General features: G+C 67.5%; 24 protein-coding genes and 1 tRNA gene. 9 read left to right on the top strand and 16 right to left on the bottom strand.

Annotation, left to right across the window (positions count from 1 at the left end; translation table 11 throughout):
• Positions 1-150 precede the first annotated feature (150 nt).
• Positions 151-221 (bottom strand) — tRNA-Gly (locus FB459_RS03065).
• Positions 222-280: 59 nt separating this feature from the next.
• Between FB459_RS03065 and FB459_RS03060 the strand changes: the two genes are divergently transcribed.
• Genes FB459_RS03060 through FB459_RS03050 form a run of 3 tightly spaced genes read left to right on the top strand, consistent with a single transcriptional unit; the run spans position 281 to position 2,555 of the window.
• On the top strand, positions 281-1,066 hold the full coding sequence (locus FB459_RS03060) for a LamB/YcsF family protein (RefSeq protein ID WP_246092298.1): 786 nt from the start codon (positions 281-283) through the stop codon (positions 1,064-1,066).
• The gene (locus FB459_RS03055) at positions 1,063-1,710 is read left to right on the top strand and encodes a 5-oxoprolinase subunit B family protein (RefSeq protein WP_211345120.1); all 648 of its coding nucleotides are present in this window, start codon (positions 1,063-1,065) and stop codon (positions 1,708-1,710) included. The genes FB459_RS03060 and FB459_RS03055 overlap by 4 nt, the downstream gene beginning before the upstream one ends.
• Positions 1,707-2,555, top strand: coding sequence for a 5-oxoprolinase subunit C family protein (locus FB459_RS03050; RefSeq protein ID WP_141927425.1), 849 nt, complete (start codon positions 1,707-1,709; stop codon positions 2,553-2,555). The genes FB459_RS03055 and FB459_RS03050 overlap by 4 nt, the downstream gene beginning before the upstream one ends.
• 49 nt (positions 2,556-2,604) lie before the next feature.
• On the opposite strand, the gene aroQ is transcribed toward FB459_RS03050, so the two are convergent.
• The 5 genes from aroQ to FB459_RS03025 form a co-directional block, all read right to left on the bottom strand.
• The gene (gene aroQ, locus FB459_RS03045; RefSeq protein ID WP_141927424.1) at positions 2,605-3,048 is read right to left on the bottom strand and encodes a type II 3-dehydroquinate dehydratase; all 444 of its coding nucleotides are present in this window, start codon (positions 3,046-3,048) and stop codon (positions 2,605-2,607) included.
• A 9-nt stretch (positions 3,049-3,057) separates the two neighbouring features.
• Positions 3,058-4,374 carry an MFS transporter gene (locus tag FB459_RS03040; protein WP_141927423.1) on the bottom strand — a complete coding sequence of 439 codons (1,317 nt, stop codon included), beginning with the start codon at positions 4,372-4,374 and terminating at the stop codon, positions 3,058-3,060.
• A 41-nt stretch (positions 4,375-4,415) separates the two neighbouring features.
• Positions 4,416-5,105 carry a Pr6Pr family membrane protein gene (locus FB459_RS03035; RefSeq protein WP_141927422.1) on the bottom strand — a complete coding sequence of 230 codons (690 nt, stop codon included), beginning with the start codon at positions 5,103-5,105 and terminating at the stop codon, positions 4,416-4,418.
• A gap of 203 nt (positions 5,106-5,308) precedes the next feature.
• A complete protein-coding gene (locus FB459_RS03030; protein WP_141927421.1) occupies positions 5,309-5,842 on the bottom strand; it encodes a YbhB/YbcL family Raf kinase inhibitor-like protein in 534 nt (177 codons plus the stop codon).
• A 47-nt stretch (positions 5,843-5,889) separates the two neighbouring features.
• A complete protein-coding gene (locus FB459_RS03025) occupies positions 5,890-6,390 on the bottom strand; it encodes a Fur family transcriptional regulator (RefSeq protein ID WP_141927420.1) in 501 nt (166 codons plus the stop codon).
• A gap of 145 nt (positions 6,391-6,535) precedes the next feature.
• On the opposite strand from FB459_RS03025, the gene FB459_RS03020 reads away from it, so the two are divergent.
• The gene (locus FB459_RS03020; RefSeq protein WP_141927419.1) at positions 6,536-8,398 is read left to right on the top strand and encodes an acyl-CoA dehydrogenase; all 1,863 of its coding nucleotides are present in this window, start codon (positions 6,536-6,538) and stop codon (positions 8,396-8,398) included.
• Between the two features lie 342 nt (positions 8,399-8,740).
• Here FB459_RS03020 and FB459_RS03015 read toward each other — a convergent pair whose 3' ends face one another.
• The 6 genes from FB459_RS03015 to FB459_RS02990 all read right to left on the bottom strand — a co-directional run bounded on the left by FB459_RS03015 (position 8,741) and on the right by FB459_RS02990 (position 17,432).
• On the bottom strand, positions 8,741-9,925 hold the full coding sequence (locus tag FB459_RS03015; protein ID WP_141927418.1) for an acetate/propionate family kinase: 1,185 nt from the start codon (positions 9,923-9,925) through the stop codon (positions 8,741-8,743).
• Positions 9,922-12,012, bottom strand: coding sequence for a phosphate acetyltransferase (gene pta / locus FB459_RS03010; RefSeq protein WP_141927417.1), 2,091 nt, complete (start codon positions 12,010-12,012; stop codon positions 9,922-9,924). Before pta ends, FB459_RS03015 begins: the two co-directional genes overlap by 4 nt.
• A 61-nt stretch (positions 12,013-12,073) precedes the next feature.
• The gene (locus tag FB459_RS03005) at positions 12,074-13,885 is read right to left on the bottom strand and encodes an NHL domain-containing thioredoxin family protein (RefSeq protein WP_141927416.1); all 1,812 of its coding nucleotides are present in this window, start codon (positions 13,883-13,885) and stop codon (positions 12,074-12,076) included.
• An 87-nt stretch (positions 13,886-13,972) separates the two neighbouring features.
• The gene (locus FB459_RS03000; RefSeq protein WP_129624338.1) at positions 13,973-14,767 is read right to left on the bottom strand and encodes a carbon-nitrogen family hydrolase; all 795 of its coding nucleotides are present in this window, start codon (positions 14,765-14,767) and stop codon (positions 13,973-13,975) included.
• A complete protein-coding gene (locus FB459_RS02995) occupies positions 14,767-16,731 on the bottom strand; it encodes a bifunctional copper resistance protein CopD/cytochrome c oxidase assembly protein (RefSeq protein ID WP_141927415.1) in 1,965 nt (654 codons plus the stop codon). Before FB459_RS02995 ends, FB459_RS03000 begins: the two co-directional genes overlap by 1 nt.
• Positions 16,728-17,432, bottom strand: a complete 705-nt coding sequence (locus FB459_RS02990) for a class I SAM-dependent methyltransferase (protein ID WP_141929390.1) — start codon at positions 17,430-17,432, stop codon at positions 16,728-16,730. Before FB459_RS02990 ends, FB459_RS02995 begins: the two co-directional genes overlap by 4 nt.
• A 50-nt stretch (positions 17,433-17,482) precedes the next feature.
• Here FB459_RS02990 and FB459_RS02985 point away from each other — a divergent pair, with 50 nt between their 5' ends.
• Positions 17,483-18,322 carry a maleylpyruvate isomerase family mycothiol-dependent enzyme gene (locus tag FB459_RS02985; protein WP_141927414.1) on the top strand — a complete coding sequence of 280 codons (840 nt, stop codon included), beginning with the start codon at positions 17,483-17,485 and terminating at the stop codon, positions 18,320-18,322.
• Between the two features lie 3 nt (positions 18,323-18,325).
• Here the strand turns inward: FB459_RS02985 and FB459_RS02980 are convergent, their stop codons facing one another.
• The gene (locus FB459_RS02980; protein ID WP_141927413.1) at positions 18,326-18,694 is read right to left on the bottom strand and encodes a DedA family protein; all 369 of its coding nucleotides are present in this window, start codon (positions 18,692-18,694) and stop codon (positions 18,326-18,328) included.
• 274 nt (positions 18,695-18,968) lie between these two features.
• On the opposite strand from FB459_RS02980, the gene FB459_RS02975 reads away from it, so the two are divergent.
• From FB459_RS02975 to FB459_RS02960, 4 genes are all read left to right on the top strand, one after another.
• Entirely contained in the window at positions 18,969-19,442 is a 474-nt protein-coding gene (locus tag FB459_RS02975; protein WP_170221661.1) for a MarR family winged helix-turn-helix transcriptional regulator, read from the top strand.
• On the top strand, positions 19,439-21,313 hold the full coding sequence (locus FB459_RS02970) for an MDR family MFS transporter (RefSeq protein ID WP_129624347.1): 1,875 nt from the start codon (positions 19,439-19,441) through the stop codon (positions 21,311-21,313). The genes FB459_RS02975 and FB459_RS02970 overlap by 4 nt, the downstream gene beginning before the upstream one ends.
• 284 nt (positions 21,314-21,597) lie before the next feature.
• The gene (locus FB459_RS02965) at positions 21,598-21,972 is read left to right on the top strand and encodes a GNAT family N-acetyltransferase (protein WP_342771010.1); all 375 of its coding nucleotides are present in this window, start codon (positions 21,598-21,600) and stop codon (positions 21,970-21,972) included.
• A 107-nt stretch (positions 21,973-22,079) separates the two neighbouring features.
• Positions 22,080-22,874: an ABC transporter permease gene (locus tag FB459_RS02960; protein ID WP_129624349.1), complete on the top strand. Its 795-nt coding sequence runs from the start codon at positions 22,080-22,082 to the stop codon at positions 22,872-22,874.
• Here FB459_RS02960 and FB459_RS02955 read toward each other — a convergent pair.
• From FB459_RS02955 to FB459_RS02945, 3 genes are read right to left on the bottom strand one after another with little or no spacing between them, the layout of a single operon-like run.
• Positions 22,859-23,251, bottom strand: a complete 393-nt coding sequence (locus tag FB459_RS02955; RefSeq protein WP_129624350.1) for a VOC family protein — start codon at positions 23,249-23,251, stop codon at positions 22,859-22,861. The two genes, FB459_RS02960 and FB459_RS02955, sit on opposite strands and share 16 nt — an antisense overlap.
• Positions 23,248-24,072, bottom strand: coding sequence for a helix-turn-helix domain-containing protein (locus FB459_RS02950; RefSeq protein ID WP_129624352.1), 825 nt, complete (start codon positions 24,070-24,072; stop codon positions 23,248-23,250). The genes FB459_RS02955 and FB459_RS02950 overlap by 4 nt, the downstream gene beginning before the upstream one ends.
• A 42-nt stretch (positions 24,073-24,114) precedes the next feature.
• Positions 24,115-24,294 carry a DUF1905 domain-containing protein gene (locus FB459_RS02945; protein WP_129624354.1) on the bottom strand — a complete coding sequence of 60 codons (180 nt, stop codon included), beginning with the start codon at positions 24,292-24,294 and terminating at the stop codon, positions 24,115-24,117.
• Between the last annotated feature and the right edge of the window lie 65 nt (positions 24,295-24,359).

Genomic DNA, 24,359 nt, shown 5'->3' with positions numbered 1-24,359 from the left:
CGGAATCAAGGGATCGCGACGACGGTCGACCAGGTGCGAGCCACAGACGAGCGCCGCGATCGAGACCGAGCCACCTGAGCGACCGAGGCATTCGACAACTGCATCAGGAAACGACAAATCCCGTTGCGCTGCAACGGGATCGATGTCGAGAGCGAGTGACGAGAATCGAACTCGCGTATTCAGCTTGGGAAGCTGATGTTCTACCATTGAACTACACTCGCGGGTCGTGCTCGAAGGATTCTAACCCCTTCCACCTGCGCCGCTGAGGCAGGATTCGGCCATGACCTCACCCGTGACCTCGATCGACCTCAACGCCGACCTCGGTGAGTCCTTCGGCCGGTGGACTCTCGGCGACGACAAGGCGATGCTCGGTGTCATCACCTCCGCGAACATCGCCTGCGGTTTCCATGCCGGCGACCCGGCCACCTTGCTGCGCACCTGTCAGCAGGCCGTCCACGCAGATGTTGTGATCGGCGCACAGGTGGGATACCGCGACCTCGCCGGATTCGGGCGCAGGTTCATCGACATCGCTCCGGACGAGTTGATGGCCGACGTGCTGTTCCAGATCGGCGCCCTGGACGGCCTGGCGCGGTCGGTCGGCGGACGGGTCGCCTATGTGAAGCCGCATGGAGCCCTCTACAACGCGGTCGTCCACGACGAAGCACAAGCACGGGCCGTCGTGGACGCGGTTGCGACGTACCGCAATTGCGAGCAGACGAGCCTGCCGATCATGGGGCTGCCGGGGTCGGTGGTGCTGCGCATCGCGCAGGGCGAAGGTCTGCGGGCGGTCACCGAGACGTTCGCCGACCGCGCGTACACCCCGCAGGGGACTCTCGTTCCCCGCTCCCAGCCGAGGGCTGTCCTGCATGATCCGGAAGAAATCGCGGAGCGTGTCGTCCGGATGGCCACCCGGGGGCGGGTGACCGCGAACGACGGCACGGAGATCGGCGTCACCGCCGAGTCGGTCTGCGTGCACGGCGACTCCCCCGGTGCGGTCGAGATCGCGACCCGGGTGCGCGCAGCCCTCACCGAGGCCGGTGTCGACCTGCGCCCGTTCGTCCGATGATCCGGCTCCTGCCGTGCGGCGACCGCGCGATCCTGGTCGATCTCGACGACGCCCGCGAGCGCCGCGACTTCGATGCAGCACTTCGCGCCGAGATCGCCGCCGGCCGGTTAGCCGACGAGATCATCGAGCATGTTCCGGCGGCACGGACGGTGTTGGTTCGCCTGCGTGACCCCCGACATCGCGGCTCGGTCGAGACTGCGCTGCACAGCCTCGAAGTCGGTGCCGCTTGCGTCGAAGACCAGTCATCGGGCGAAGTAGCCGTGCCGGTCCACTACGACGGTGCGGACCTACAAGCACTCGCCCATCAGCTCGGGGTCAGGCCCGCCGAACTCGTCGAGTGGCACACCGCAACTCCCTGGCTGGTCGACTTCACCGGATTCGCACCGGGATTCGGTTATCTCGTGCGCGAGCCAGTGGGCTCGCCGCTGGACGATGTCGAGATCCCGCGGCTCGACTCACCTCGTACGCGTATCCCCGCCGGCGCAGTGGCCCTCGCCGGACGGTGGAGTGCGGTCTACCCGAGCGCGTCCCCGGGCGGCTGGCAACTGATCGGGGGCACCGACCTGCCGATCTGGGACGTGGACTGCGATCCGCCCGGGCTGTTCCGGCCGGGCGTCCGAGTGCGCTTCGAGGTGATGCCGTGACGTTGATCGTCGAGTCCGTCGGTCCGCAGGCCACCGTCCAGGACCTCGGTCGTCCCGGATACGCCGACGTCGGCGTACCGACCGGCGGCGCCGCAGACCGAGGAGCACTCACTCTGGCCAACCGGCTGGTCGGCAATCCGGACGGAGCCTGTGGACTCGAACTCCTGATGGGCAACGCCGTCCTGCTCGCCGAGGAGCCGGTCGTCGTCGCCGTCACCGGTGCACCCGCTTGCGTCAGCTCTGACGACCGCGCGATGCCGTTCGGCGAAGCCTTCCTGCTGCAGGAGGGCGATCGCCTGCGAATCGGTACTCCGGTCGCGGGGTTACGCACCTATGTCGGCGTCCGAGGCGGCATCGACGAACCCCGAACACTCGGCAGTCGCAGCACCTCACCGACTGCGAACATCGGACCGGAACCACTCCGATCCGGCCGCCGATTGCCGGTCGCAGATGCGCCCGACTCGGTTGTGCCGCAACCCTTCCCGGGTCAGTACGCCTGGACGAATCCGGTGACCGTCCGCGTCCTGCTCGGTCCACGGGACGACTGGTTCACCGACGACGCAGTGCGCATTCTGCTGCAGCAGAAATGGACGACCAGCAGCGATCTCGATCGGGTGGGCGTCCGCCTGGACGGACCGCCGCTCGAGCGCAGCCGCTCCGGTGAACTCGCCAGCGAGGGCATGGTGCGTGGCGCGATCCAGGTGCCTGCGAACGGTCAGCCCGTCGTCTTTCTCGCCGACCACCCGACCACCGGCGGCTACCCGGTCATCGCGGTCGTGACGGACGCCGACACCGACCGGCTCGCTCAACTGCGCCCCGGCGACACCGTCCGCTTCACCCTCTGAAAGTCCGCAGAACCGACGGGTCGACCCGTGCGTTCTGCGGACTTTCGGGTCAGGGGTGGGCGCGCAGGGTTGCCACGGCGTCCACGGCCAGGACGTAGCCGTGCGCGCCGAGTCCGGCGATGACACCGTCCGCCACCGCCGATACGTAGGAGTGGTGCCGGAAGGGCTCTCGCTGGTGGATGTTCGACATGTGCACCTCGACCACCGGGCAGGTGACGATCTCCAAGGCGTCCCTGATCGCGACCGAGGTGTGCGTGTACGCGGCAGGGTTGATGACGATGCCCGCCGCCGACGTCCGCGACTGCTGGATCCAGTCGACGAGTTCGCCCTCGTGGTTACTCTGCCGGAAGTCGACGTCCAGGCCGTGTTCACCGGCACGCTCACGGACGGACGCCTCGATGTCGGCGAGGGTCGTGGTGCCGTACTGCTGCGGGTCGCGCTGCCCGAGCAGGTTGAGGTTGGGCCCGTTGAGCACCAGCAGGACGTCACTCATGGCACGAGACTAGACCGAGTGGACGGCGCCGTCACCGACGACGCCAGGGTCCTTGATCGGCGGGACGATGCCGTTGACCTGCAGGGAGATCCGGCGCTCCAGGGCGAGCGCCGACCAGGCCATCGCCGCACAGCCGACCAGCAACACGACGATGTACTGGAGGTTCCAGTGGTGCCGTAGCAGGAACCCGGCCGCGACCGGCCCGGCGACTGCGCCTGCCTGAAAGGCGCCGGAAGAAATCGCATTGAACCGGCCGCGCAGGTGGTCGGGAGCGAGGTCGTTGGTGATCGCGGGGATGGTCGGCTGCAGCAGTGTCTCGCCGAACCCGAAGACGAAGTGGAAGGCGATGACCGCGAAGACGGCGTACGCCGAGGCGGGTAGCAGTCCGGACGAACCGAGCAACGTCCAGGCGCACGCCCAGACCACGGCCATGACCAGCAGGACACGCGTGCGTCGGTGTCCGGCGATGCGCCGTAGCACGAGCATCTGCGCCACGACGATCACCACGGTGTTCACCGCGAACGCCCAGCCGATGACGCGGGTGCTGACCTCACCGATCTCACGGGAGTACGCGCTGAACCCCGCTTCGATCTGGCCGTAGCCGACGAAGCTGCCGAGGAAGGTGAGCAGCAACAGCCACTTCATCGCCGGTGTGCGGACGATGGACAGGTACGAGGTGCGCGCGCCGGCGGCCTGCTGCGTCGGCTCGACCTGGGTGCGCACGTGCCGAAGTGGTCCGAGCAGCAGACCGATCGGGATCAGCATCGCGAGCGCGTCGAGCACGTAGATGGTGGTGAACGTCGAAGGTCGATGGACGTCGATGAACGCCCCGGAGATCAGCCCACCGACCCCGATACCCAGGTTGACCAACGCGAAGCTGATCCCGAAATAGGTCTGCCGCGCCGGCCCGCTGACGATCGCCGCGATGAGCGAGTTGAACGCCGGCCAGGTGATGCCCGAGATGCCGATCAACGACATCGCGAGGAAGAAGAACGGCACGGTGTGCGCAAACGCCAGCACGAACAGGCCGGCCATGTTGCAGGCCGAGCCGAAGACCGACACGACGCGGGCGCCGAAGCGGTCGGTCGCCCAGCCGCCCGGCCCGGTGGCCACCACCCCGATGACCGCGATCCACGCCATCAGGGTGCCCGCGAGGTCGAGACTGACGCCCTTGATCTCGTGCAGATAGATGATCGTGAACGGCAAAGTGAGACCGCGGCCGAGCAGTTGGATCGCCGTCGTCGACAGCAACCATTTGCCCTCGCGCGGCAGGTCGCGCCAGAAGGCGCGCAAGTCGGTGTGTCCGGTGTTGACGGTGCTGCTCACCGAGGAATGGTCGCAGCACCGCTGCTTCGAAGGCGAATCGTTTATGCGCGCTTCGGAGATCTACGTTCGAGGGCCCGATCGATACGGCAGTAGATCGCCGCGATGAGAAGGCCGATCGCCAGGATCGCCGCGAGAGTGGCTGCCACCCGGGCGTATCCGAGAGTCGAGACGTCGGTGAAGTCGTACGGGTAGGCGTCGATCACCTGTCCGCGCAACAGCGTCCACACGATCCAGATCAACGGGACGACCAACGCCCAGGGCAGCAGCCGGAAGCTCAACCAACCGCGCGGGCCGTAGGTCGCCCAGACGCCGACGGCGAGAACACCGACCACGAGGTGCTGCAGCGGGCTGGTGATCACCGACCAGCCCTGCCAAGTGTCGTTCGCCGCGAGCATCGCCCAGTAGACGATGGTCGTGATCGTGATCATCAGCAGCGCGTCCAGCAGCAACACCCGGTGCACCAACGAGTCGACACCGGGCCGCAGCGCGAGCAGCGTGAAGGCAACCGCGACAACGACATTCGACCAGACGGTGAAGTAGCTGAAGGTGTCGCCGATCCGGCCGGGCGCTCCGGCGATTCCGGACGTGTGCGTGCCGAACAGGTTGCCTTCGACCACCGCGCGTGCGGCGAAACCGTCCGCGGCCGAGACGATCGCGACGAGCAGCACCGACAACCAGGAGACGATCGCCACCACCGCATGAGCGCGACGAACAGACAGGGATGAGGCCATGAACGGCAATGCTAGGCCGGATGTCACCTGAAGTTCGGGATCAAACTGATCCTCACCGTGCTGGAGGAGAACCCCGCGAGGCGCAGATCAGGCGCGAGCACCGGTTGGCGCGCCGGAACGCGATCCTGGCGTCCCGGGTCTGAAGCGGATCGGCCACCCACCCCATTCGCGGGCGGGTGGCCGATCGGTGACCAGTGGGTGGCTCAGGCCCGGTAGGTGCCGTGGATGTAGCCGCGGCCGATCGCCTTGAAAGCCAGGTTGAACGAGCAGACCGCCGGGGACGCGTCCGCTTCGATGCCCAGCGACTCCTCGCCCACCGCGTGGACGGCGAAGTAGTAGCGGTGCGGGAAGACGTCGCCCTCGGGCGGCGCCGCCCCGGCGTACGCGACGGTGCCGCCGTCGTTCTTAAGCATGAATGCCGCGCCGGGCAGCGACGCGCCCTCCGCGCCGGCGCCCGTGTCGAGCGAGATGACGTCGGCGGGCACATCGACGAGCACCCAGTGCCAGTAGCCGGACGGCGTCGGGGCGTCCGGGTCGAAGCAGGTGACGACGTAGGACTTGGTGCCCTCAGGGGCTCCGGACCAGGACAGCTGCGGCGAGGTGTCGCCCTGCGCCTGCACCTGGTCGGCCTTGAGCGGCTGACCGTCGGTCACGTCGTCGCTGCGGACCTCGAAGGAGGGCAGCGCGGGAAGGAAGTCGTAGGGGTTCGGGGGCTGCTTGCGCTCGAGGGAACTCATGTCCACCACTGTGCCGCACGCACCCGCCCCGAGGCCGAGTGGCCGGGCTATGAATTGGTGGCCGGGCCATACCCCGGACGCTCGTTCACAGCCCGGCCACTCGGCGGGCCGGGCTCGCGGCAGTCGGCACAGCGGCCGAGCAACGCAGCGTGTCCGGCGTCGAGCGTGAAGCCGAGTTCGCGGTCGGCGCGAGCGCTGAGCTCGGCGAGCCAAGCGACCGGGACGTCGAACATCCGCTGACAGCCGGCGCACTGCAGGTGCGAGTGGCTGTGGCCGGAGACCGCCAGGTGGTAGATCGTCGCCGAGTCGGGCACGTGGGTGTGCGCGATGACTCCGAGGTCGACGAGCGACTGCAGACAGCGATAGATCGTGGCGCGGTGGACGCCGGGATGCCGTTCCCCGACGCGTCCGGCGACGGCGTCCGCGTCCAGGTGCGGCCGGTCGGCGAGCGCCTCCAGGACCGCGCGCCGGGCCGTTGTGATGCGTTCGCCCTGAGCTCGCACGGCCGCGACCGCGGCGTCGACCTGAGTAGCGGGTTGCGACTGCATGAGCCCATGGTGTCAGCCGCCGTGCGGGACACACCAGGAATTCACCGGACCCCGGTTGTCATTCGTTACTGGCGGGTAGCACAATGACATTACTGCCCAGTAACTGGCGCGATGGCAAGCGCTGCGCTTGAACAGGAGCCACACGTTGACGCACTACAAAAGTAACGTCCGCGACATCGAGTTCAACCTCTTCGAGGTGCTCGGTCGCGATGAGGTGCTCGGCACCGGACCGTATGCCGACCTCGACGCCGACACCGCCCGCGAGATGATCAAGGAGGTCGCTCGCCTGGCCGAGACCGACCTGGCCTCGTCGTTCGTGGACGCCGACCGCAACCCGCCGGTCTACGACCCGGAGACCAAGTCGGTCACCATGCCCGAGTCGTTCGCCAAGAGCTACAAGACCTACCAGGACTCCGGTTTCTGGAGCGTCGACGTGAACGAGGAACTGGGCGGCACCGTCGCTCCGCCGAGCCTGAAGTGGGCGATGAACGAGATGGTGCTGGGATCGAACCCCGCCATCGCGATGTTCGCCGCCGGCTACGCCTTCGGCAAGCTGCTGTACCTGCTCGGTACCGACGAGCAGAAGAAGCTCGCCGCTCACATCGTCGAAAAGGGCTGGCACTGCACGATGGTGCTCACCGAACCGGACGCCGGTTCGGACGTCGGTGCCGGGCGCGCCAAGGCCGTGCAGCAGGACGACGGCACCTGGCACATCACCGGCGTGAAGCGCTTCATCACCTCCGGCGAGTCGGACATGACCGACAACGTCATCCACTTCGTGCTCGCGCGCCCCGAGGGTCACGGTCCGGGCACCAAGGGACTGTCGCTGTTCATCGTCCCGAAGTACCAGGTCGACCTGGAGACCGGTGAGCTCGGCGAGCGCAACGGTGTCTACACGACCAACGTCGAGAAGAAGATGGGCCTGAAGGTGTCGACCACCTGCGAGCTCACCTTCGGCGACGGCGCACCCGCCGTCGGCACCCTGCTGGGCGACGAGCACGACGGCATCGCGCAGATGTTCCGCGTCATCGAGCACGCGCGAATGCTGGTGGGCACCAAGGCGATCGCCACCTTGTCGACCGGCTACCTCAACGCGCTCGATTACGCCAAGCAGCGTGTCCAGGGCGCCGACATGACCACGCCGCAGAAGGACGCCCCACGCGTCACCATCACCCACCACCCCGACGTCCGCCGCTCGCTGATGCTTCAGAAGGCGTACGCGGAGGGTCTGCGGGCGCTGGTGCTGTTCACCGCGACCCAGCAGGACATCGTCGACCAGGAGTTCCTGGCCACCGGCAGCGAGATCCCGGCGGACGGTACCCCGGCGCAGATGGCCGCGCGTCTCAACGACCTGCTGCTGCCGATCGTCAAGGGTGTCGGTTCGGAGCGTGCGTGGGTGCTGCTGGGCACCGAATCGCTGCAGACGTTCGGCGGCTCGGGCTTCCTGCAGGAGTACCCGATCGAGCAGTACATCCGCGATGCGAAGATCGACACGCTGTACGAGGGCACGACGGCCATCCAGGGTCAGGACTTCCTGTTCCGCAAGATCCTCAAGGACCAGTTCGTCGCTCTCGGCGCGCTGGCCGAGCAGATGCTGCAGACCGCCAAGGGCGGCGCGGGCGACGACAAGCTGCGCGGTGAGCGTGACCACCTCGGCAAGGCGATCGAGGACGTCCAGGGCATGGTCGAGAACCTCGCCATGACCGCGATGGGTTCGATGAGTGAGGACGGCGACCCGAAGTCGATTTACAAGGTCGGCCTCAACACCACCCGCTTCCTGCTCGCTGCCGGTGACCTCGTCATCGGCTGGCTGCTGCTGCGCCAGGCCGAGGTCGCACAGGCCCGCCTGGACGCCGGGGACGCCGGCAAGGACGAGGCGTTCTACACGGGCAAGGTGGCGGCGGCGAAGTTCTTCGCGGCCAACGTGCTGCCACGTCTGAGCGCGGAGAAGGCCATGCTGGAAGCAACCGACCTGTCGCTGATGGAACTGCCGGAAGAAGCGTTCTGAGCCCGATCGCATGCCGATCGTGAGCTGAGTACCTCTGCACGTCAACGGTGGCTGACCCCTTTCGATGGGTCGGCCACCGTTGTTCTCGGTGTCTCCACTATCAACACAGTTGGCGTCGTGCACCCGTTTCGTGGCGGCGTGGGATAGATTCATCTGACACCGCTGGTCGCGACGTCGGATAGCCCGTCGCGGCCAGCGCTGTTTTTCGGGGCGACGGCTTCTGCTCATCGACGCGACCCCGACCCCGAGTGCGCAACTGTTGCGCGCTCGGCTCGAAACAAGTCGACGTTTCGCGCCGCGCACGCAACAGCTGTGAGTCCGGGCGAGTAGATGTGAGTTCGGTCAGCGGACGGCGACCTCGGCTGCGTGTCGTGCGATGGCCCATTCCTCGTTCGTGGGCACCACCAGAACCGCGACTCGACCGGCGCCGTCATCGATCCTGCGGGCGCCACCATCACGTGAACTGTTCTTCTGCTCGTCCAGCCGCACTCCGAGGAAGCCGAGTTGCTCCAGCGCAGCAGCCCTGATCGTGGGCGAGTTCTCACCGACACCGGCGGTGAAGGTGATGGCGTCCAAGCCACCGAGCACCGCGGCATAGGCACCCACGTACTTCACCAGACGGTGGACGTAGACGTCGAACGCCAGCGTCGCGGCCTCGTCCCCGTCGTCCTTCGCCTGCGCCAGGTCGCGGAAGTCGCGGTGACCGCCGAGGCCGTAGATGCCGGACTTCTTGTTCAGTAGGTCGTCGAGCCCCTGTGCGTCAAGGTCTGCAACGCGACTGAGGTGCAACAGGATTCCCGGGTCGAGGTCACCACTTCGGGTACCCATCACAAGACCCTCTAGGGGGGTCAGACCCATTGAGGTCTCGACGGCACGGCCGGAATCGACCGCCGAGATGCTCGCGCCATTACCGAGGTGCAACACGATCTGTTTCAGGTCGTCGCGACCCAGCAGCGAGGACACCTGCTGCGAGACGTATTCGTGCGAGGTGCCGTGGAAGCCGTACCGGCGAATCGCGTGCTCACGCGCGAGATCACGGTCGATGGCGTACGTCGCGGCGGCGGCCGGCAATTCGGAGAAGAAGGCCGTGTCGAACACTGCGACGTGCGGCAGGTCGGGAAAAGCCTTGCGGGCACTGCGGATTCCAGCCAGTCCCGCGGGGTTGTGCAGCGGAGCAAGTACTGCGACACGATCGATCTCGGACTCCACACCGTCGTCGATGAGCGTCGGTTCGGTGAAGTTGCGTCCACCGTGGACGACGCGGTGACCGACCGCGATCACCGAGTCGGGGGTGAGCGGTGTGCCACCCCGTTCCATCGCGTCCTGCATGACCGTCACCGCGGCCGAATGGTGGGGCACCTCGACGTCCCGCTCGTCCTTGCGGTCACCGGATTCGTGCTTGAGATGTCCCTTGTCGGTACCGACCCGCTCGATGAGTCCCTTCGCCGACGCCTCGCCGGTCTCGGGGTCGACCAGTTGGTACTTCAGCGACGACGAGCCGGCGTTGATGACGAGAACGTTGCTCATGAGATCCCCTGCTGCAGTGACTGTGCCTGGATGGCGGTGATCGCCACCGTGTTGATGATGTCGTCGACCAGCGCGCCGCGGGACAGGTCGTTGACCGGCTTGTTCAGGCCCTGCAACACCGGACCGATCGCGATCGCACCGGCGCTGCGTTGGACAGCCTTGTAGGTGTTGTTGCCGGTATTGAGGTCGGGGAAGATCAGCACGCTGGCCTGACCGGCGACCGGGGAGTCGGGCATCTTCGACTTCGCGACGGAGGGCTCGACCGCCGCGTCGTACTGGATCGGGCCCTCGACCAGCAGCTCGGGTTCACGCTCGTGGACCAGCGCGGTCGCCTGCCGCACCTTGTCCACGTCGGCGCCGTGACCGGAGCTTCCGGTGCTGTACGACAGCATCGCCACGCGCGGCGCGATGTCGAACTGTTGTGCGGTGCGTGCGGAGGAGATCGCGATGTCGGCGAGCTGTTCGGCGGTCGGGTCGGGATTGACTGCGCAGTCGCCGTAGACCAGCACCTCGTCGGCAAGGCACATCAGGAACACACTGGAGACGACGTTCGTGCCCGGCACCGTCTTGATGATCTCGAAGGACGGCTTGATGGTGTGTGCCGTCGTGTGCGCGGCGCCGCTGACCATGCCGTCGGCCTTGCCGAGGTGCACCATCATGGTGCCGAAGTAAGACACGTCCGTCACCGTCTCGCGAGCCTGCTCGATCGAGATGTTCTTGTGCGCCCGCAGCCGCGCGTACTCGGTGGCGAACTCCTCGACCAGGCGAGGGTCGTTGGGGGACAGCAGGTTCGCGCCGCTGAGATCGGCACCGATGGACGATGCGAGCGAGCGAATCTTCAGCTCGTCGCCGAGGATCGTCAGGTCGGCGATGCCACGCCGCAATACCGCGTCCGCCGCTTCGAGAACGCGGGGATCGTCTCCCTCCGGCAAAACGATGTGCATGCGCTGCGCGCGTGCGCGATCCATCAGCCGGTGGCCGAACATCAAGGGGGTGACCGCTGCGCTGGTGCCCAGGTTCATGCATTCCAGCAGGGTCTGCGCGTCGGCGTGATCGGCGAAGTTACGCAGGGCCGCCTCGACCTTCGCCTTCGCTTCGGGACGCATGCGCCCCGTCACCCGCGACAGCACCGCGGTCGTCTCGAAGGTGTCGAGTTCGGTGACGATGATCGGGAGTTCGAGGTGCGCACCCTCGATCAACTGGATGACGCTGGACGGGGGCGTGTATCCGCCGGTGAGAACGATCGACGACAGCGCCGGGAACGTGCCCGACTGGTGGGCCAGGACGAGGCCGGGAAGGATGTCGTAGCGGTCGCCGGGAGCGATGACGGTGACGTCGTCGACGAGTCTGGTGAGCACGTTCGGCATCGACATCGCGGCCACAAGGAAGCCCTGGGCCTCGCGGTGCAGCCACTCCGAGTTGCCCTGGACGAGGTCGCCGCGACACGCGTTCATCAGGTCGCCGACGGTCGGGGCGTCCAGCAGGGGGTTCTCCGGCAGGATGCCGGCTAGTGCCAAGCCGTCCAGCCGCTTGGACGTCTCGAAGCGGTTGCGGATGTCGCCCGCACGTGCATCGTCGGCCCGGTTGACCACGACCGCAACGGGATTGGCGTGCCGCGTGCGCAGTTCCTCGACGGCGAGTTCGGCGGCAGTCACGACATCGACCGCCGACCGGGCGAACGCCGGCACCACCAGCACGACCGGTGTGCCCAGATTCGCGGCGATCATCGCGTTGAACGACGCCTCCGCTCCCGGGGACACGTCGTGGAAGTCGCTACCCAGCACGAGAACGACGTCATGCTCGGCGCCGAGGGCGTGAAAGCGTTCGACGATCCGGGTCAGCGCCTCCTCCTCATCGCCGTGCGTCTCCTCGTACCCGACGCCGATGGCCGACTCGTAGGACTGGTGGCCACCGGCCTGGGTGAGCATCAGTTCGACGATCGGGTCACGCTCGCCGAGGGTCGCGGTCACGGGTCGGAAGATCCCGACCGAGCCGGCCTCGCGGGCCAGCAATTGAAGGAGTCCGAGGGCGACGGTGGACTTGCCTGCCTGTCCCTCGGCGGAGGTCACGAAGACGCTTCGAGCCATGCCCCTGAGTCTATGTGCGTGCTGTCATCCCGCCCGACCGGGCGAGCGTTCGAAGTCACGATCAGACCCCGCGCAGGTGCAGGTCGAGCACCGCGTCCGCACCGGCCTCCAACCGCACCGGAATACCCCAGTCCTGTTGGTACAGGTGACAAGCGGCGTGCTCGGGCACCTCCCCGTCGGGCCCGGATGCGTCGCACGCCGCGGCGCGCACGCTGATGTGCAGCACACCGTCCCCGACGGAACTGTCGAGATCGAGCGCACGGGCGAGACCGGTTGCCCGACCACCGCCGGACCGGATCAGCGAATCCGGGGTCGAGGACACCATCAGCATCGTCGGATCGCCGTACCGGTCGTCCAGTTTCTGCCCGGCCGGCGGCTCGAAATGCACGACGAGTTCGACTGCGCCCGGCGCGATCTGCGTCGCAGACCGACGCACTCGTCCGGCGCCGCCCTCGGCCGCAGCGGTTGCCGGCAGACGCATCCGATCGACGCGATGGGCCGACGACTCGACGACGATCAGACCGTCGTCCAGAGGCAGCACGTCGCTGGGTTCGCTCAGCCCGGTGAGCGCCGTGCTCAGCACCTGCGTCACAGGGTCGAACCGGCGGATCGCGCCGTTGTAGGTATCGGCGACCAGCACGGTGCCGTCCGCCGCCTCGGCGACGCCGAGCGGGTGTTGCATGCGCGCCTGCGAACGAACACCGTCCACGAACCCGAAGTCGAACAGGCCCTCCCCGATGTGCGTCTCGAGACGGAAACCGTTGTCGTCGACCACGATCGAACGAAGCGCAGACGTCTCGGAGTCGACGATCCAGACCCGGTCGCCGGATGCACTCACAGCCAGGCCGGACGGTTGCGCGAGCCACGCTTCGTCCGCCGCACCGTCACGCAGGCCTTCGGCGCTCGTCCCGGCCAGGACCGCGACCGTGTTGTTCTCAGGTTCGGTCGCGAGGTGCAACGCCCACAGCTGATGGGTACCGGCCATCTCGATCACCGCGCGGTCGAGCCACCAGACGATGTCCCACGGCGAGGACAGCGGCTGCTTGTGCGCAGCACCGCCTCCGGAACGCTCACGCAGCTGCTCACCCGTACCCGCCTCAGTGCGAATCCGCCCGTCGGACAACCGGATCGAGGCAATTCGGTGGTTCACCGTGTCCGCGACCAGCAGGTCGTAGCCGAGCCGTTCGGCCGCGTCCGATGGGAGCACACAGACGCCCTGCGGTTCTTCGAAGACCTCCGGCCCACCGAATCGTGCCCGTTCGGTCCGCAGGTCCGATTCCAGGAGCACGATCTGGTGGTGCGCGGTGTCGCTGACGACGAAGCCGCCGTCGCCCAGCGGGACGGCCTTCCCCGGGAACCTGAACTGCGTCGAGTCCGAGCTCGGCGGGACGTACGGTGAATCTCCTTGCCGCAGAGTGCCCCTCGCGCTGTGCTCGCCGATCAGTTCACGGACCAGCGAGGCGATGCCCGGTCCATGACCCTCACCCGACATCTGTCCGACGATGTAGCCCTCCGGGTCGATGACGACCAGCGTCGGCCAGGCACGAGCCGTGTACGCATCCCACGTCACCAGGTCGGGATCATCGAGCACCGGGTGATGGACGGCGTACCGCTCGACGGCGGCCTCGACGGCTTCAGGTCGCCCTTCGTGTTCGAACTTGGGCGAGTGCACGCCGATGATCACCAGCGAGTCGGCGAACTCCTGCTCGAGCGGACGCAGTTCGTCCAGGACGTGCAGGCAGTTCACGCAACAGAAGGTCCAGAAGTCCAGAACGACGATTCGGCCGCGCAGACCGACGAGAGAGAGTTCCTCGCCGCCGGTGTTCAGCCACCGCCGGCCTCGAAGTTCAGGGGCACGCAACCGGTCGACCATGTCGCCAGTCTCGCACCGAGAGCACTCAGGACGTGGCCGGCCCGGAGGCGGTCGATCAGCATGGCGACAGGCTGGCCGCGCGACTGCTCACAGGCGACGGTCCCGCAGAACCGGGAAGGACTCGCGCTGCTGGGCGACGAGCGAGGGGTCGATCTCTGCTCGGAGCACCTCTTCACCCTCCCCCGCTTCGGCCAGCACAACGCCGTTGGGGTCGATGACTGCCGAGTGTCCGCCCATCTCGGTCTTGGCGTGGGTGCCCGCTGTGTTGCAGGCCAGCACGAAGGTCTGGTTCTCGATCGCCCTGGCGCGCAACAGGACTCGCCAATGCTCGACCCGCGCCATCGGCCACGCCGCCGGAATCAACGACAGTTCGACGTCGCGGTCGCCGTACTGCCGGTACAGCTCGGGGAAGCGCAGGTCGTAGCAGGTGCTGAGGCCGGCCCTGGTGCCGTCGATCTCCACGGTCACCAGGTCCTCTCCCGCCTCCATCAGCTTCGGCTCGCCGCCGGCGAACCCGAAGCGGTGGATCTTGCGGTAGGTCGCGAGGGTCCGCCCGTCGCGGCCGAAGATCAGCGACGTGTTCCACAGGTCTTTGCCCTCGGCACCGGTCGAGCCGTCCGCCGGACGCTCGACGATGGACCCCCCGTGCAGGTACGCGCCGATCGAGCGCGCTGCGTCCGAGAGCCGCTGTGCGACAACGCCGTCCGTCGCCTGGGCTGCGCCTGACCACGCCCGGTAGTCGAAACCGCCGGCCGACCAGAGTTCGGGCAGCATGACCAGATCGTGTCCACGCTGCTTCTCGACGAGGTCGACCACGCGATCGATCCGCTCGGCGTTCGGCTCGTTGTCGTCGTACGCCAACTGGATCAGCGCTACCTTCATCAGCTGCCTCCTCGGCCCCGGCCCAGGCCGGCCAGGTAGTCGTTGTAGGCGTTCAGGTCGGAGTCGCCGTCCCGCTCGGCCTTGCGCTCCTGACGCTCGGCATCCCGACTGTCGGTGCGGTACCACTCGAACGCGATGAGCATCGTCAGCACCAGCGTCGGCACCTCACCGACACCCCAGGCGACGGTACCCGCGCGCTGCTGGTCCAGCAGCGGGTCGGGCACGTAGGACAGTCCGACCCGGGTGAAGAAGTCGCCGGCGAGCAGGTCGGTGCCGGTCATCAAGGCCACGCCGAAGAAGGCGTGGAAGGCGACGGTGACCAACAGGACGAGCAACCGGATCGGCGCCGGCCACTTACGTGGCCCGGGGTCGATGCCTACCAGCGACCACGCGAACAGGTAACCGGACAGCACGAAGTGGATGATCATCGTCAGGTGCCCGGTGTGGGTGGTGAGCGCAAACTCGAACCAGCCGGTGTAATAGAAGAGAATCAGCGTGCCGAGCACGATCGTTGCGATGATGGCCGGGTTTGCGACGACGTTGAGCACCCGGGAGTGCACCGAGGCGAGCAGCAGTTCCCGCGGGCCGAGGGTCTTGTCATTGCGCTTGGGCAGCGCACGCAGTGCGAGCGTGACGCCGGCTCCGCGCACCAGGAAGATCGGCACGACCATCGACAGCATCATGTGTTCGGCCATGTGTGCCGAGAACATAACGCGTCCGTAGATGCCGGGCCCGCCGCTGATCATGAACACGAACAGCGCCCAGCCGAAACACCAGGAGATCGTGCGGTCGATCGGCCACTTGTCGCCGCGCTGCTGCAGGCGGCGCACCCAGCGCAGGTAGACGAGGACGGCGACGACGGCGACCGAGGTGAACAGCCACTGCGTGCGCCACGATCCGAAGATCTCGGCGGCGCTGATCTGCGGCGGTGCCGGGTAGCCGGTCAGCGCGACGACGGGGTCGGCGGACTCCTCCTGGACCACCGGCGGTGCAGTACGGGCGAGCGCTGTCGCCAACCCGATCGCGACGGCCATGATGACCACCTCGACCGACGCCAGCCGGACGGCGAGCGAGCGGGCCGGTTTGTCCTGCGGGTCCTTCTTCAGCCGCTCGACGACCGCTGAGCGCTGGCGGGCACCGATGACGCCGAGTGCGACCAGCGCACCCACCTTGAGCAGGAGCAGGACGCCGTACGCACTGCCGAGATCGGACAGCGAGCGCAGCCGCAGGAGTGCAGCCAGGACCCCCGACCCGGCGACGCCGACGTAGCACCACAGTGCGATGGTCGAGAACCGTTGCAGAACGACGCTTGCTGATTTGCCGAGGGTGTTCCACATCGCCGCGATCGCGGCGATCCCGCCGACCCAGATCGTCACCGACAGCAGGTGGACGGCGAGCGAGTCGACGCCGGTCTCGTGGTCGGCGCTACCGGCGGCGTGGCCGGAGAGCGCGAGCGGCCACAGTGCGAGGAGAGCACCGAAGAAGGCCCATGCGAGTCCGTTGCGGCGGGGATTGAGGAAGCACCAGGCGCTGACCGACAGGGCGCCGACGGCGGTGATGGCCGGGGCGCGCAGCACCTCGAGATCCCAGGTGAACTTCCAGGCGCCCGTCCAGAATCCCTCGGAGCCGACCGGAACACCTGCAGCGTCGCCGTACGCCAGCACGGCCCGGGCGACGCCGGCCAGACCCCAGGCCAGTGCACTCCAGGCCGCGACCCGCCCGGCGATGACGCGCCGGCGTGAACTCGTGGTCTCCGGGACAAGGAGGCCGCCGAGCAACAGGGCACCGATGGTGAGCGCGGCGGCAAGGTCGTGAACGGTGCGGGTGAGCGGCAGCCCCCATCGCACCAACGGGCCGGGGTCGAGGAGTTCGAGCGGGTTCGCAGCCCCACCGGCGAGGACGGCGATCGTGCAGACGGTCAGCGCGACCGCAGCAGCGAACGGGGTAAGGACGCGATGGGTCATCGAGCGACGAACACGGTGCTGGCGCCACGACAGGAGCGTTCGCCCTCGAACGCCGGGAGAGCTTCGGCGAGGTCGGGTCGGAAGGTGGCCAGGTACGTCTGCGCGGCGACATGGTCGGCGAACACCGCACGAGTGTCGAAGTCCTCCTGGTCGATGTGCGCGAAATGTCGGCTCAAGGCATCCCGCCCGTTCTCGGTGCTGAAGCCGGTGACGAGCGGCTCTCCCCCGGCCTGCGTCAGCAGATCTGCCAGGTGCTCATCGCCGTTCGTGACCGCGACGAAAGCGCCGCCTGGTCGAAGCACCCGGCGCACCTGCCTGAGCGCGGCGTCCAGATCGGGCACGTGGTAGAGCATCCAACCGGCGTACACGACATCGAAGGACGCGTCGTCGAACGGCAGATCCGCGGCCTCGGCGACCTGGGTCAGGACGCCGTGTCGAGCGGTGGCGAGCGCCATCACCTGCGAACGGTCGGTCGCGACGACATGAGTGTTCGAAAGAGCATCGCTTACGGACGCGGCGAATTCGCCCGTCCCGCAACCGACCTCGAGGAAGTCGGCAGGTTCAGCCGCTACGACGGCGGCGAGCGCCGCCCTTGTCGGGTTGCGCCCGTCCGGGGTGTCGCGCCACACCGACGCCCTGGTCGCGAGTCGGTCGGTCGTGTCGTACTGGATCGCCAGCGACGCCGCGTCGTTCGAGATCATGCCCACCCGTTCAGGGTACGTCGCAGGTTCACACCCCTAACCTGGGGAACATGCATCCGGCTGCCCCCACCGAACTGACCGAGCTCATCGCGGCCTACTCCGCCACCGGACAGGCGATCCTCGACCTCGGATTCACCTGCCATGAGGACGACTTCACCAAGCCGACGCAGTGCCCCGGCTGGACGGTGAAGGACCAGTTCTCGCACGTCGTCGGGCTGGAGGACATCTTCAACGGCGGCCCGACACCCGAGGTCGAGGTGCCTGATTACACGTGGCTGCGCAGCGACTTCGGACGCTTCATGGAAGCCCACGTCGAGGCGCGTCGCGGAACACCCGGACCCGAGGTGGTCGCGCAGTGGCAGGAACTGTTCCCACAGCGGGTCGCTGCGCTGCACCAGTTGCTCGCCGACCCCGAAACGATCGTCGAGACCGCGGTCGGGCCGCGTCGTCCGGTCGACCTGGTGTCGCTGCGCATCGTCGACATGTGGTGCCACGAGCAGGACATTCGCCAGGCGCTCAACCGGCCGGGCAATCTCGACACCCCAGCGGCCGCTCTGTTCACTGGCCGGCTGATGGCAGCGCTGCCGATCCGGGCCGCGAAGGCGGGATTACCGATCGGCACGACCGTGATCGTGGAGACGACCGGGCCGGTGAACGCGCGATCGGGCGTCCGGGTGATCGAGGACGAGAACGGCAAGCCGTACGGTGAGGAACTGTTCTCCGGCGATTCACATGACGAGAGCGCCGATGTGACGTCGATCCGCATGACCACCGAGGAGTTCACCCGACGCGGCGCGGGCCGGATCGCCACCGAGGATCTGCGCTACCACGTCGAGGGCGACGAGGACGTCGCACGCCAGGTGCTCGACGCGATGGCCGTCACTCCTTGAGATTCAGCGCTCCGACAGGTCGAGCAAGAGGGTGAACAGACCGGCGTAGATCGCCGCCCAGATCACGCACCCGACGAGCAGAGCCGGAACGTACCTGCGCGCCGGCATCCGAGTGAGACCGGCCGAGAAGTTCGCGGCGGTCTGGACGCCGATGGTCAAGAACGACAACGGAACCGCGAACACGCCGAAACGCGACGACAACTGCCTGGCGCGCGCCATCCGTGGGCCACTGAGTTTGCCCCGCCACCGCGTGGCGTGTCCTGCCCGCATGGCGGCGCGACCCAGCAGGTAGGTGCCGCCGGCACGCAGGAACACCACGACGAACAGCACAACGAACGCGAATACGCCCGGCAGGTCACGAATTCGGTCCACGCGGTCAGCTTGTTCGGGCGAGCAGACCTTGAAGTTGATCGAACAGCGCCGTGTTCAGCTCGAACGCGCGCACCGCGGCGGTGAGCGATGCGGGCGGGTCGGTCGTCGTGGTCATGCCCTGCCCTTCGATCGAGTAACGCAACCTAGGTCAAGGCTTCATGTCGGGGCAACCCGGCCTCCCGTATCGGCACGTGTCGAGTCTCACCCCGCCACTTGTTTGCATCGATCTACTATGTGTAAAGTTGCTTGCTGCAAACAACCTGTGAGGAAGTCCATGTCCGTGAGCACGAAGGTCGCCGGCGAACTCGCCACCGATCTGGTGCACGTCGTCAAAAAGCTGTCGGCGTTGCGCAACCACCTCCCCCGGCTGCACCCGGCCATCGACGTCTCGTCCTACCCGGTGCTCATCGCGCTCAAGCAGGGCGATCAGCGCGTCTCGGCAATCGCCGCCTGCGTGCACTCGGACATCTCGACGGTCAGCCGGCAGATCAGTCACCTGGTGGCCGCCGGTGTCGCCGAGAAGGTCGCCGACCCGCAGGACGGCCGCGCCCAGGTGGTGCGACTGACCGACGAAGGCAAGCAGATCATCGACGAACTCGCCGCCCGCCGAGCCGAGTGGTTCCGCTCGATGCTCACCGGCTGGACCAGCGACGAGGTGCGCGACTTCACCGCGTATCTCGGACGGTTCGACCAAGCCCTCACCCACGAACTCGGACGCAACACCCACTGCGGAAAGCAGGACGCATGACCACCGCCGCCGCGAAGCCGACGGCAACGTCCGACGGCGACTACACACACAGTCAGATCCTGCGGATCCTCACCGGCCTGCTCATGGGCATGTTCCTCGCCGCCCTCGACCAGACCATCGTCTCCACCGCCATCCGCACCATCGGTGACGAACTGCACGGCCTGTCGATGCAGGCCTGGGTCACCACCGCCTACCTCATCACCTCGACGATCGCGACCCCGATCTACGGCAAGCTCGGCGACCTGTACGGCCGCAAGAAGCTGTTCCTGTTCGCAATCAGCGTCTTCATCGTCGGCTCATTCGCGTGTGCGTTCGCCGACTCGATGACCCAGCTCGCCGTGTTCCGTGCCATCCAGGGCGTCGGCGCCGGTGGCCTGTTCACCTTGGCCCTGGCGATCATCGGCGACATCGTGGCGCCGCGTGAGCGCGCAAAGTACACCGGCTACTTCATGGCAGTCTTCGCCACCAGCTCGGTGCTCGGCCCGGTCATCGGCGGACTGTTCGCACAGACCAGCTCGATCGCCGGCATCACCGGATGGCGCTGGGTCTTCCTGGTCAACGTGCCGATCGGCATCGCCGCACTCTTGGTCGTCTCGCGCACCCTGCACCTGCACCACGTGCGCCGCGAGGCCCGCGTCGACTGGTGGGGCGCCGCCGCGCTCGTCGTCGCGCTCGTCCCGCTGCTCACCGTCGCCGAACAGGGCCGCGAGTGGGGCTGGGGCTCAGGCAAGGCGCTCGCCGCCTTCGCGATCGGTGCCGTCGGCGTCATCGCGTTCTGCTTCATCGAGCGGTCGATGGGCGACGACGCGCTGATCCCGCTGCGGATCTTCCGAATCAGGGCCGTCAGCGTCACGGTCGTGGCATCCGTCATCGTCGGTCTGGCGATGTTCGGTGCGATGATGGTGCTGCCCCTGTACATGCAGATCGTGCACGGAGCGTCCCCGATGATGTCGGGTCTGATGATGCTGCCGATGGTCGTCGGCATGATGAGCATGGCGATGACGTCCGGCATCATCACCTCCCGCACCGGGATCATCCGACCGTTCCCGATCATCGGTACCGCGATCGCGACGTTGGCGATGGTGCTGCTGTGGACGATCGACGCCGGCACCAACCTCGCTGTCGTCATGGCGTTCATGTTCCTGCTCGGCATCGGTATCGGTAACTGCATGCAGCCGCTGACGCTGATCGTGCAGAACGCCGTGCCGCCGCAGGAGATCGGTGTGGCGACCTCGGCCGCGACGTTCTTCCGTCAGCTCGGTGGAACCCTCGGTGTCGCGATCTTCCTGTCGATCCTGTTCAGCACCGTCGGCGAGAAGATCTCCTCGGCTTTCAAGGCCGAGCTGCCCGCCATTCAACAAGCCGCGAAGGCCGACCCGTCCCTGCTGCAGAACCCGTACAACGCCGGCGTCCTCAAGGGCGACACCTCGATCATGGCCAGGGTTCAGGACGACTCATCGATCATCAGCAAGATGTCGGACGTCGTCGCCCACCCGTTCAAGGTCGGCTTCTCCGATTCGATCTCGCAGATCTTCATCGCGGCGGCTTCCGTCATGCTGGTCGGGTTCCTGGTCACCCTGCTGATGCCGAAGGTGGAACTTCGCTCGCAGTCCGCGTCGGCAGCGATGCGCCAGCAGGCTGCCGAAGGCGGCGCGTCCTCGGCCGACGAGGCGGGCGACAACTTCGCCGGTCTCGAGCCGGGCACCGCGCCGGCGGGCACGCCTCCGGCCGTCAACGCTGCGGCCTGTGACATCGACGCCACCGACAGCACGATCGAAGACGATGCCGACACGGCGGCCAAGCACGCCGCGTCCGGCGACGTCGAGGTCGAAGCGCCGAGTCACACCACGCCGAAGCACCTGGCCGACTGAGCCACGCTTCGCACCACAACCGGGCCTCCCCCCACTGCGGGGAGGGGCCCGGTTCGTCGTGCCCGCTCCTACGATCGAGGGGTGTTGCACCCCCACTATCCGATCCGCACCGAGTGCCTGGCGCTGCGTCCGATCACGTCGGCCGACACCGACGCGATGCTGTAGTACAAGTCCGATCCGGACGTCGTGCAGTACGTGCCGTACGACGTCCTCGACCGGGATGGTGTCGAGCGGCGTATCGGATCGGCCTGGGCCGAAGCGTTTTCGACGCACCGGGCGACGATGTGAGCCTCGGCGTCGAGGAGACCGCCACCGGTCGCCTGGTCGGCGACGTCGTGCTCTTCTGGCACAGCGAGAAGGACCGATCGGGCGAGGTCGGCTACATCTTCCACCCCGGTGTCCGCGGACGCGGGTACGCCGGTGAGGCCGTCGCGGCCCTGCTCGACCTCGGGTTCGGTGGGCTCGGGCTGCACCGCATAGTCGCGCGCATCAACGAGTTGAACGAGGCGTCAGTGCGCGACGTCGAGCGGCTCGGTTTCCGCCGTGAGGCCCGCACGGTGGAGAGCATCTGGTTCAAGGGCGGCTGGGCGACGATGCTGGAGTACGCGCTGCTCGAGCGGGAGTGGGCGCCGAGGTCACAGATCCCGCCGGTCAGGTAGCGCCCGGTGGTTGAGCCGGATTCGCCGCGAGCACAGCGGCCTCAGGATCCGCGCCAAAACCGAAACCCTCCCAGGTCGATGTCGGCGATCCCACCTAAAGTCGACCCGTGGTCATCACCTGGGGCATCTCGCTCGTCGCGTGCTGCGTGCTGCTGCTGGCAATCCCCGTGCTCCTGGAATGGCGGGCCGGCACCGGGCTCGCCCCTTCGATCGCGATCGCCGGGCTGCGTTCGGTCGTCCAGTTGGTCGTGGTTGCGCTGCTCATCGTGTTCGCGATCTCGCACCTGTGGGCAACGCTGCTGGTCATCGTGGCGATGTTCACGATGGCGGTGCTGACCAGTGTCGGGCGCGTCGGCGTCAGTCGGCGCCAGGCGCCGATGGCCGCGCTCGCGATGGGCGCCGGGCTGCTGCCGGTGCTCGCGGTGACGGTGTTCTCCGGCACCATCCCGTTCAAGGGGGTCGCGCTCATCCCGATCGCCGGCGTCGTGATGAACAACATCATGTCGGTGCACACCCTCGGCGGCCGCAATTCCTTCCGCGCGCTCGAGGAGCAGCACGAGATCTTCGAGGGCTACCTCGCGCTCGGCCTGCCCGCGCAGACCGCGGCCGCGCAGGTGCTCCACCCGCGGATCAAAGAGTCGCTGATCCCCGGCATCGACAGCGTGAAGACCGCCGGCATCGTCACCCTGCCCGGAGCCTTCCTGGGCGTGATGCTCGGCGGCGGGTCCCCGATGGACGCCACGATGGCGCAGGTGGTCGTGCTGCTCGGGGTGTTGTGCGCGCAGAGCTGCACGGCGCTCGCGCAATACGAACTCATCATCCGCGGCCGGCTCCTGCGCGACGATCTGCGTTCGTTGTTCCGACCGTCCCCCGCGGTGGCGGCGACTCATGCGCCGGGGTAGGAGTCGATGTTCCAGATGTTGCCCTCGTGATCGGCGACGGCCACCGACCGACCGCCGTACGGCGGCTCGTGCACTTCGTCGAGTTGTCGCGCACCCGCGGCCAAGGCGCGGGCCAGCGTCGCGTCGACCTGATCGTCGGACTCGACGACGAGGTTGACGCAGGCGGTGCCCGGCCTGGGTCCGATGCCGTCCGGGCGATCGGTGCCGAACATGATGCCGCCGTTGTCGCGCCAGGCGAACTGGGCGTGATGGACGACCTTCGGGTCGGCGTCGTCGTGCACTACGAGGCGCTCGGTGAAGCCGAGCGCGGTCAGGAACTCGATCGCAGCGCCGGCGTCGGCGTAGCGGAGGCAGGAATACAGTTGTGGTCTGGTCATGTTCGTGATTCTTTCCCGGAACGCATCGGCTCGGATTGAACCTTTGGGAACTCAGCCAGGGTCGCCGTGGGCGTGCGGCTGGCGAGGCGGCGCCATTCCCGGTTGAGGTGCGCCTGGTCGGCGTAGCCGGCGGCGTACGCCGCGTCGACAAGCGCGGTGCCGCCTTCGGCCAAGCGGTGCGCCCGCTCGAATCGCGCCAGTCGTGCGACCTGTTTGGGAGTCAGTCCGAACTCGCTGCGGAACTGGTTGAGCAGGTGTCGTCGCGACCACCCGACACGGTCGGCCACCCGCTCGATCGGCATCCGTCCCCCGGACGCGATGATCAGTCGCCACCCCTCGCGCACCTCGGGGCACGCAGGTTCGCAGTCCGCCGCAGCGAGCCGGGCGAACAGGTGGCGTTCGAGCACCGTGAACCGTTCGGGCCAGGTGAGTGGACCGAGCCGCTCGTGCAACGACGCCGGGAACGCCGGAAGGTCGTCGTCCGCATGGACCAGACCGCCCGCAAGTTCCGCCGCCGGCATGCCGTGCAGCGCACGCGCGCCGAAGGGAGTGAGCGCCAGCTGGATGCCGCACTGCCGGCCGTGCGTGCGGATCAGGGCCGGACGCTGGTGCAGTCCGGCCGCCAACACCCAGAAACGATCGGAGGCGGCATCACCCACCCAACCGCAATCCAGCGCTTCGTCGAACTGGATGATCACGGTGAGGGTCGTCGAGGGCAGCCCGTGGTGCACGGCGTCGCGGTCGAGCCGGTAGTCGAATCCCTCGACGGACTCGACGAACTGCGACAACTCCGGCGGCACACGCCACGGGTACGACGGCATGTCGACGACGGTAGTCCGACCGGTCAGCTACGGGTCTTTCCCTCACGCAGCATTTCGACCACCCATCCGTGCGAGCCGCAAGGGCCGGGTCACCTCGCCGATCGTCACTCGAATGGGCGCGCGCTTGCCGGCGCCGAGCTGTTCCACCTGCTCATCGGTGAGCACGATGGCTCCGGCCGGCCCCGCGGGTTCGAGGACGGTGCGCAGTCGCAGTTCGTTCATGTGGTCAAGCTTGCCCGAACCGGCGGACGTCGGCCGTCGATCGGGCGGACGGTCGCTTGTGGTCC

The organism is Yimella lutea (assembly GCF_006715095.1).
Taxonomy (GTDB): Bacteria; Actinomycetota; Actinomycetes; order Actinomycetales; family Dermatophilaceae; genus Yimella; species Yimella lutea.
Note: the sequence above shows the minus strand (reverse complement) of the source record. Positions and strands in the feature narration are given on the sequence as shown.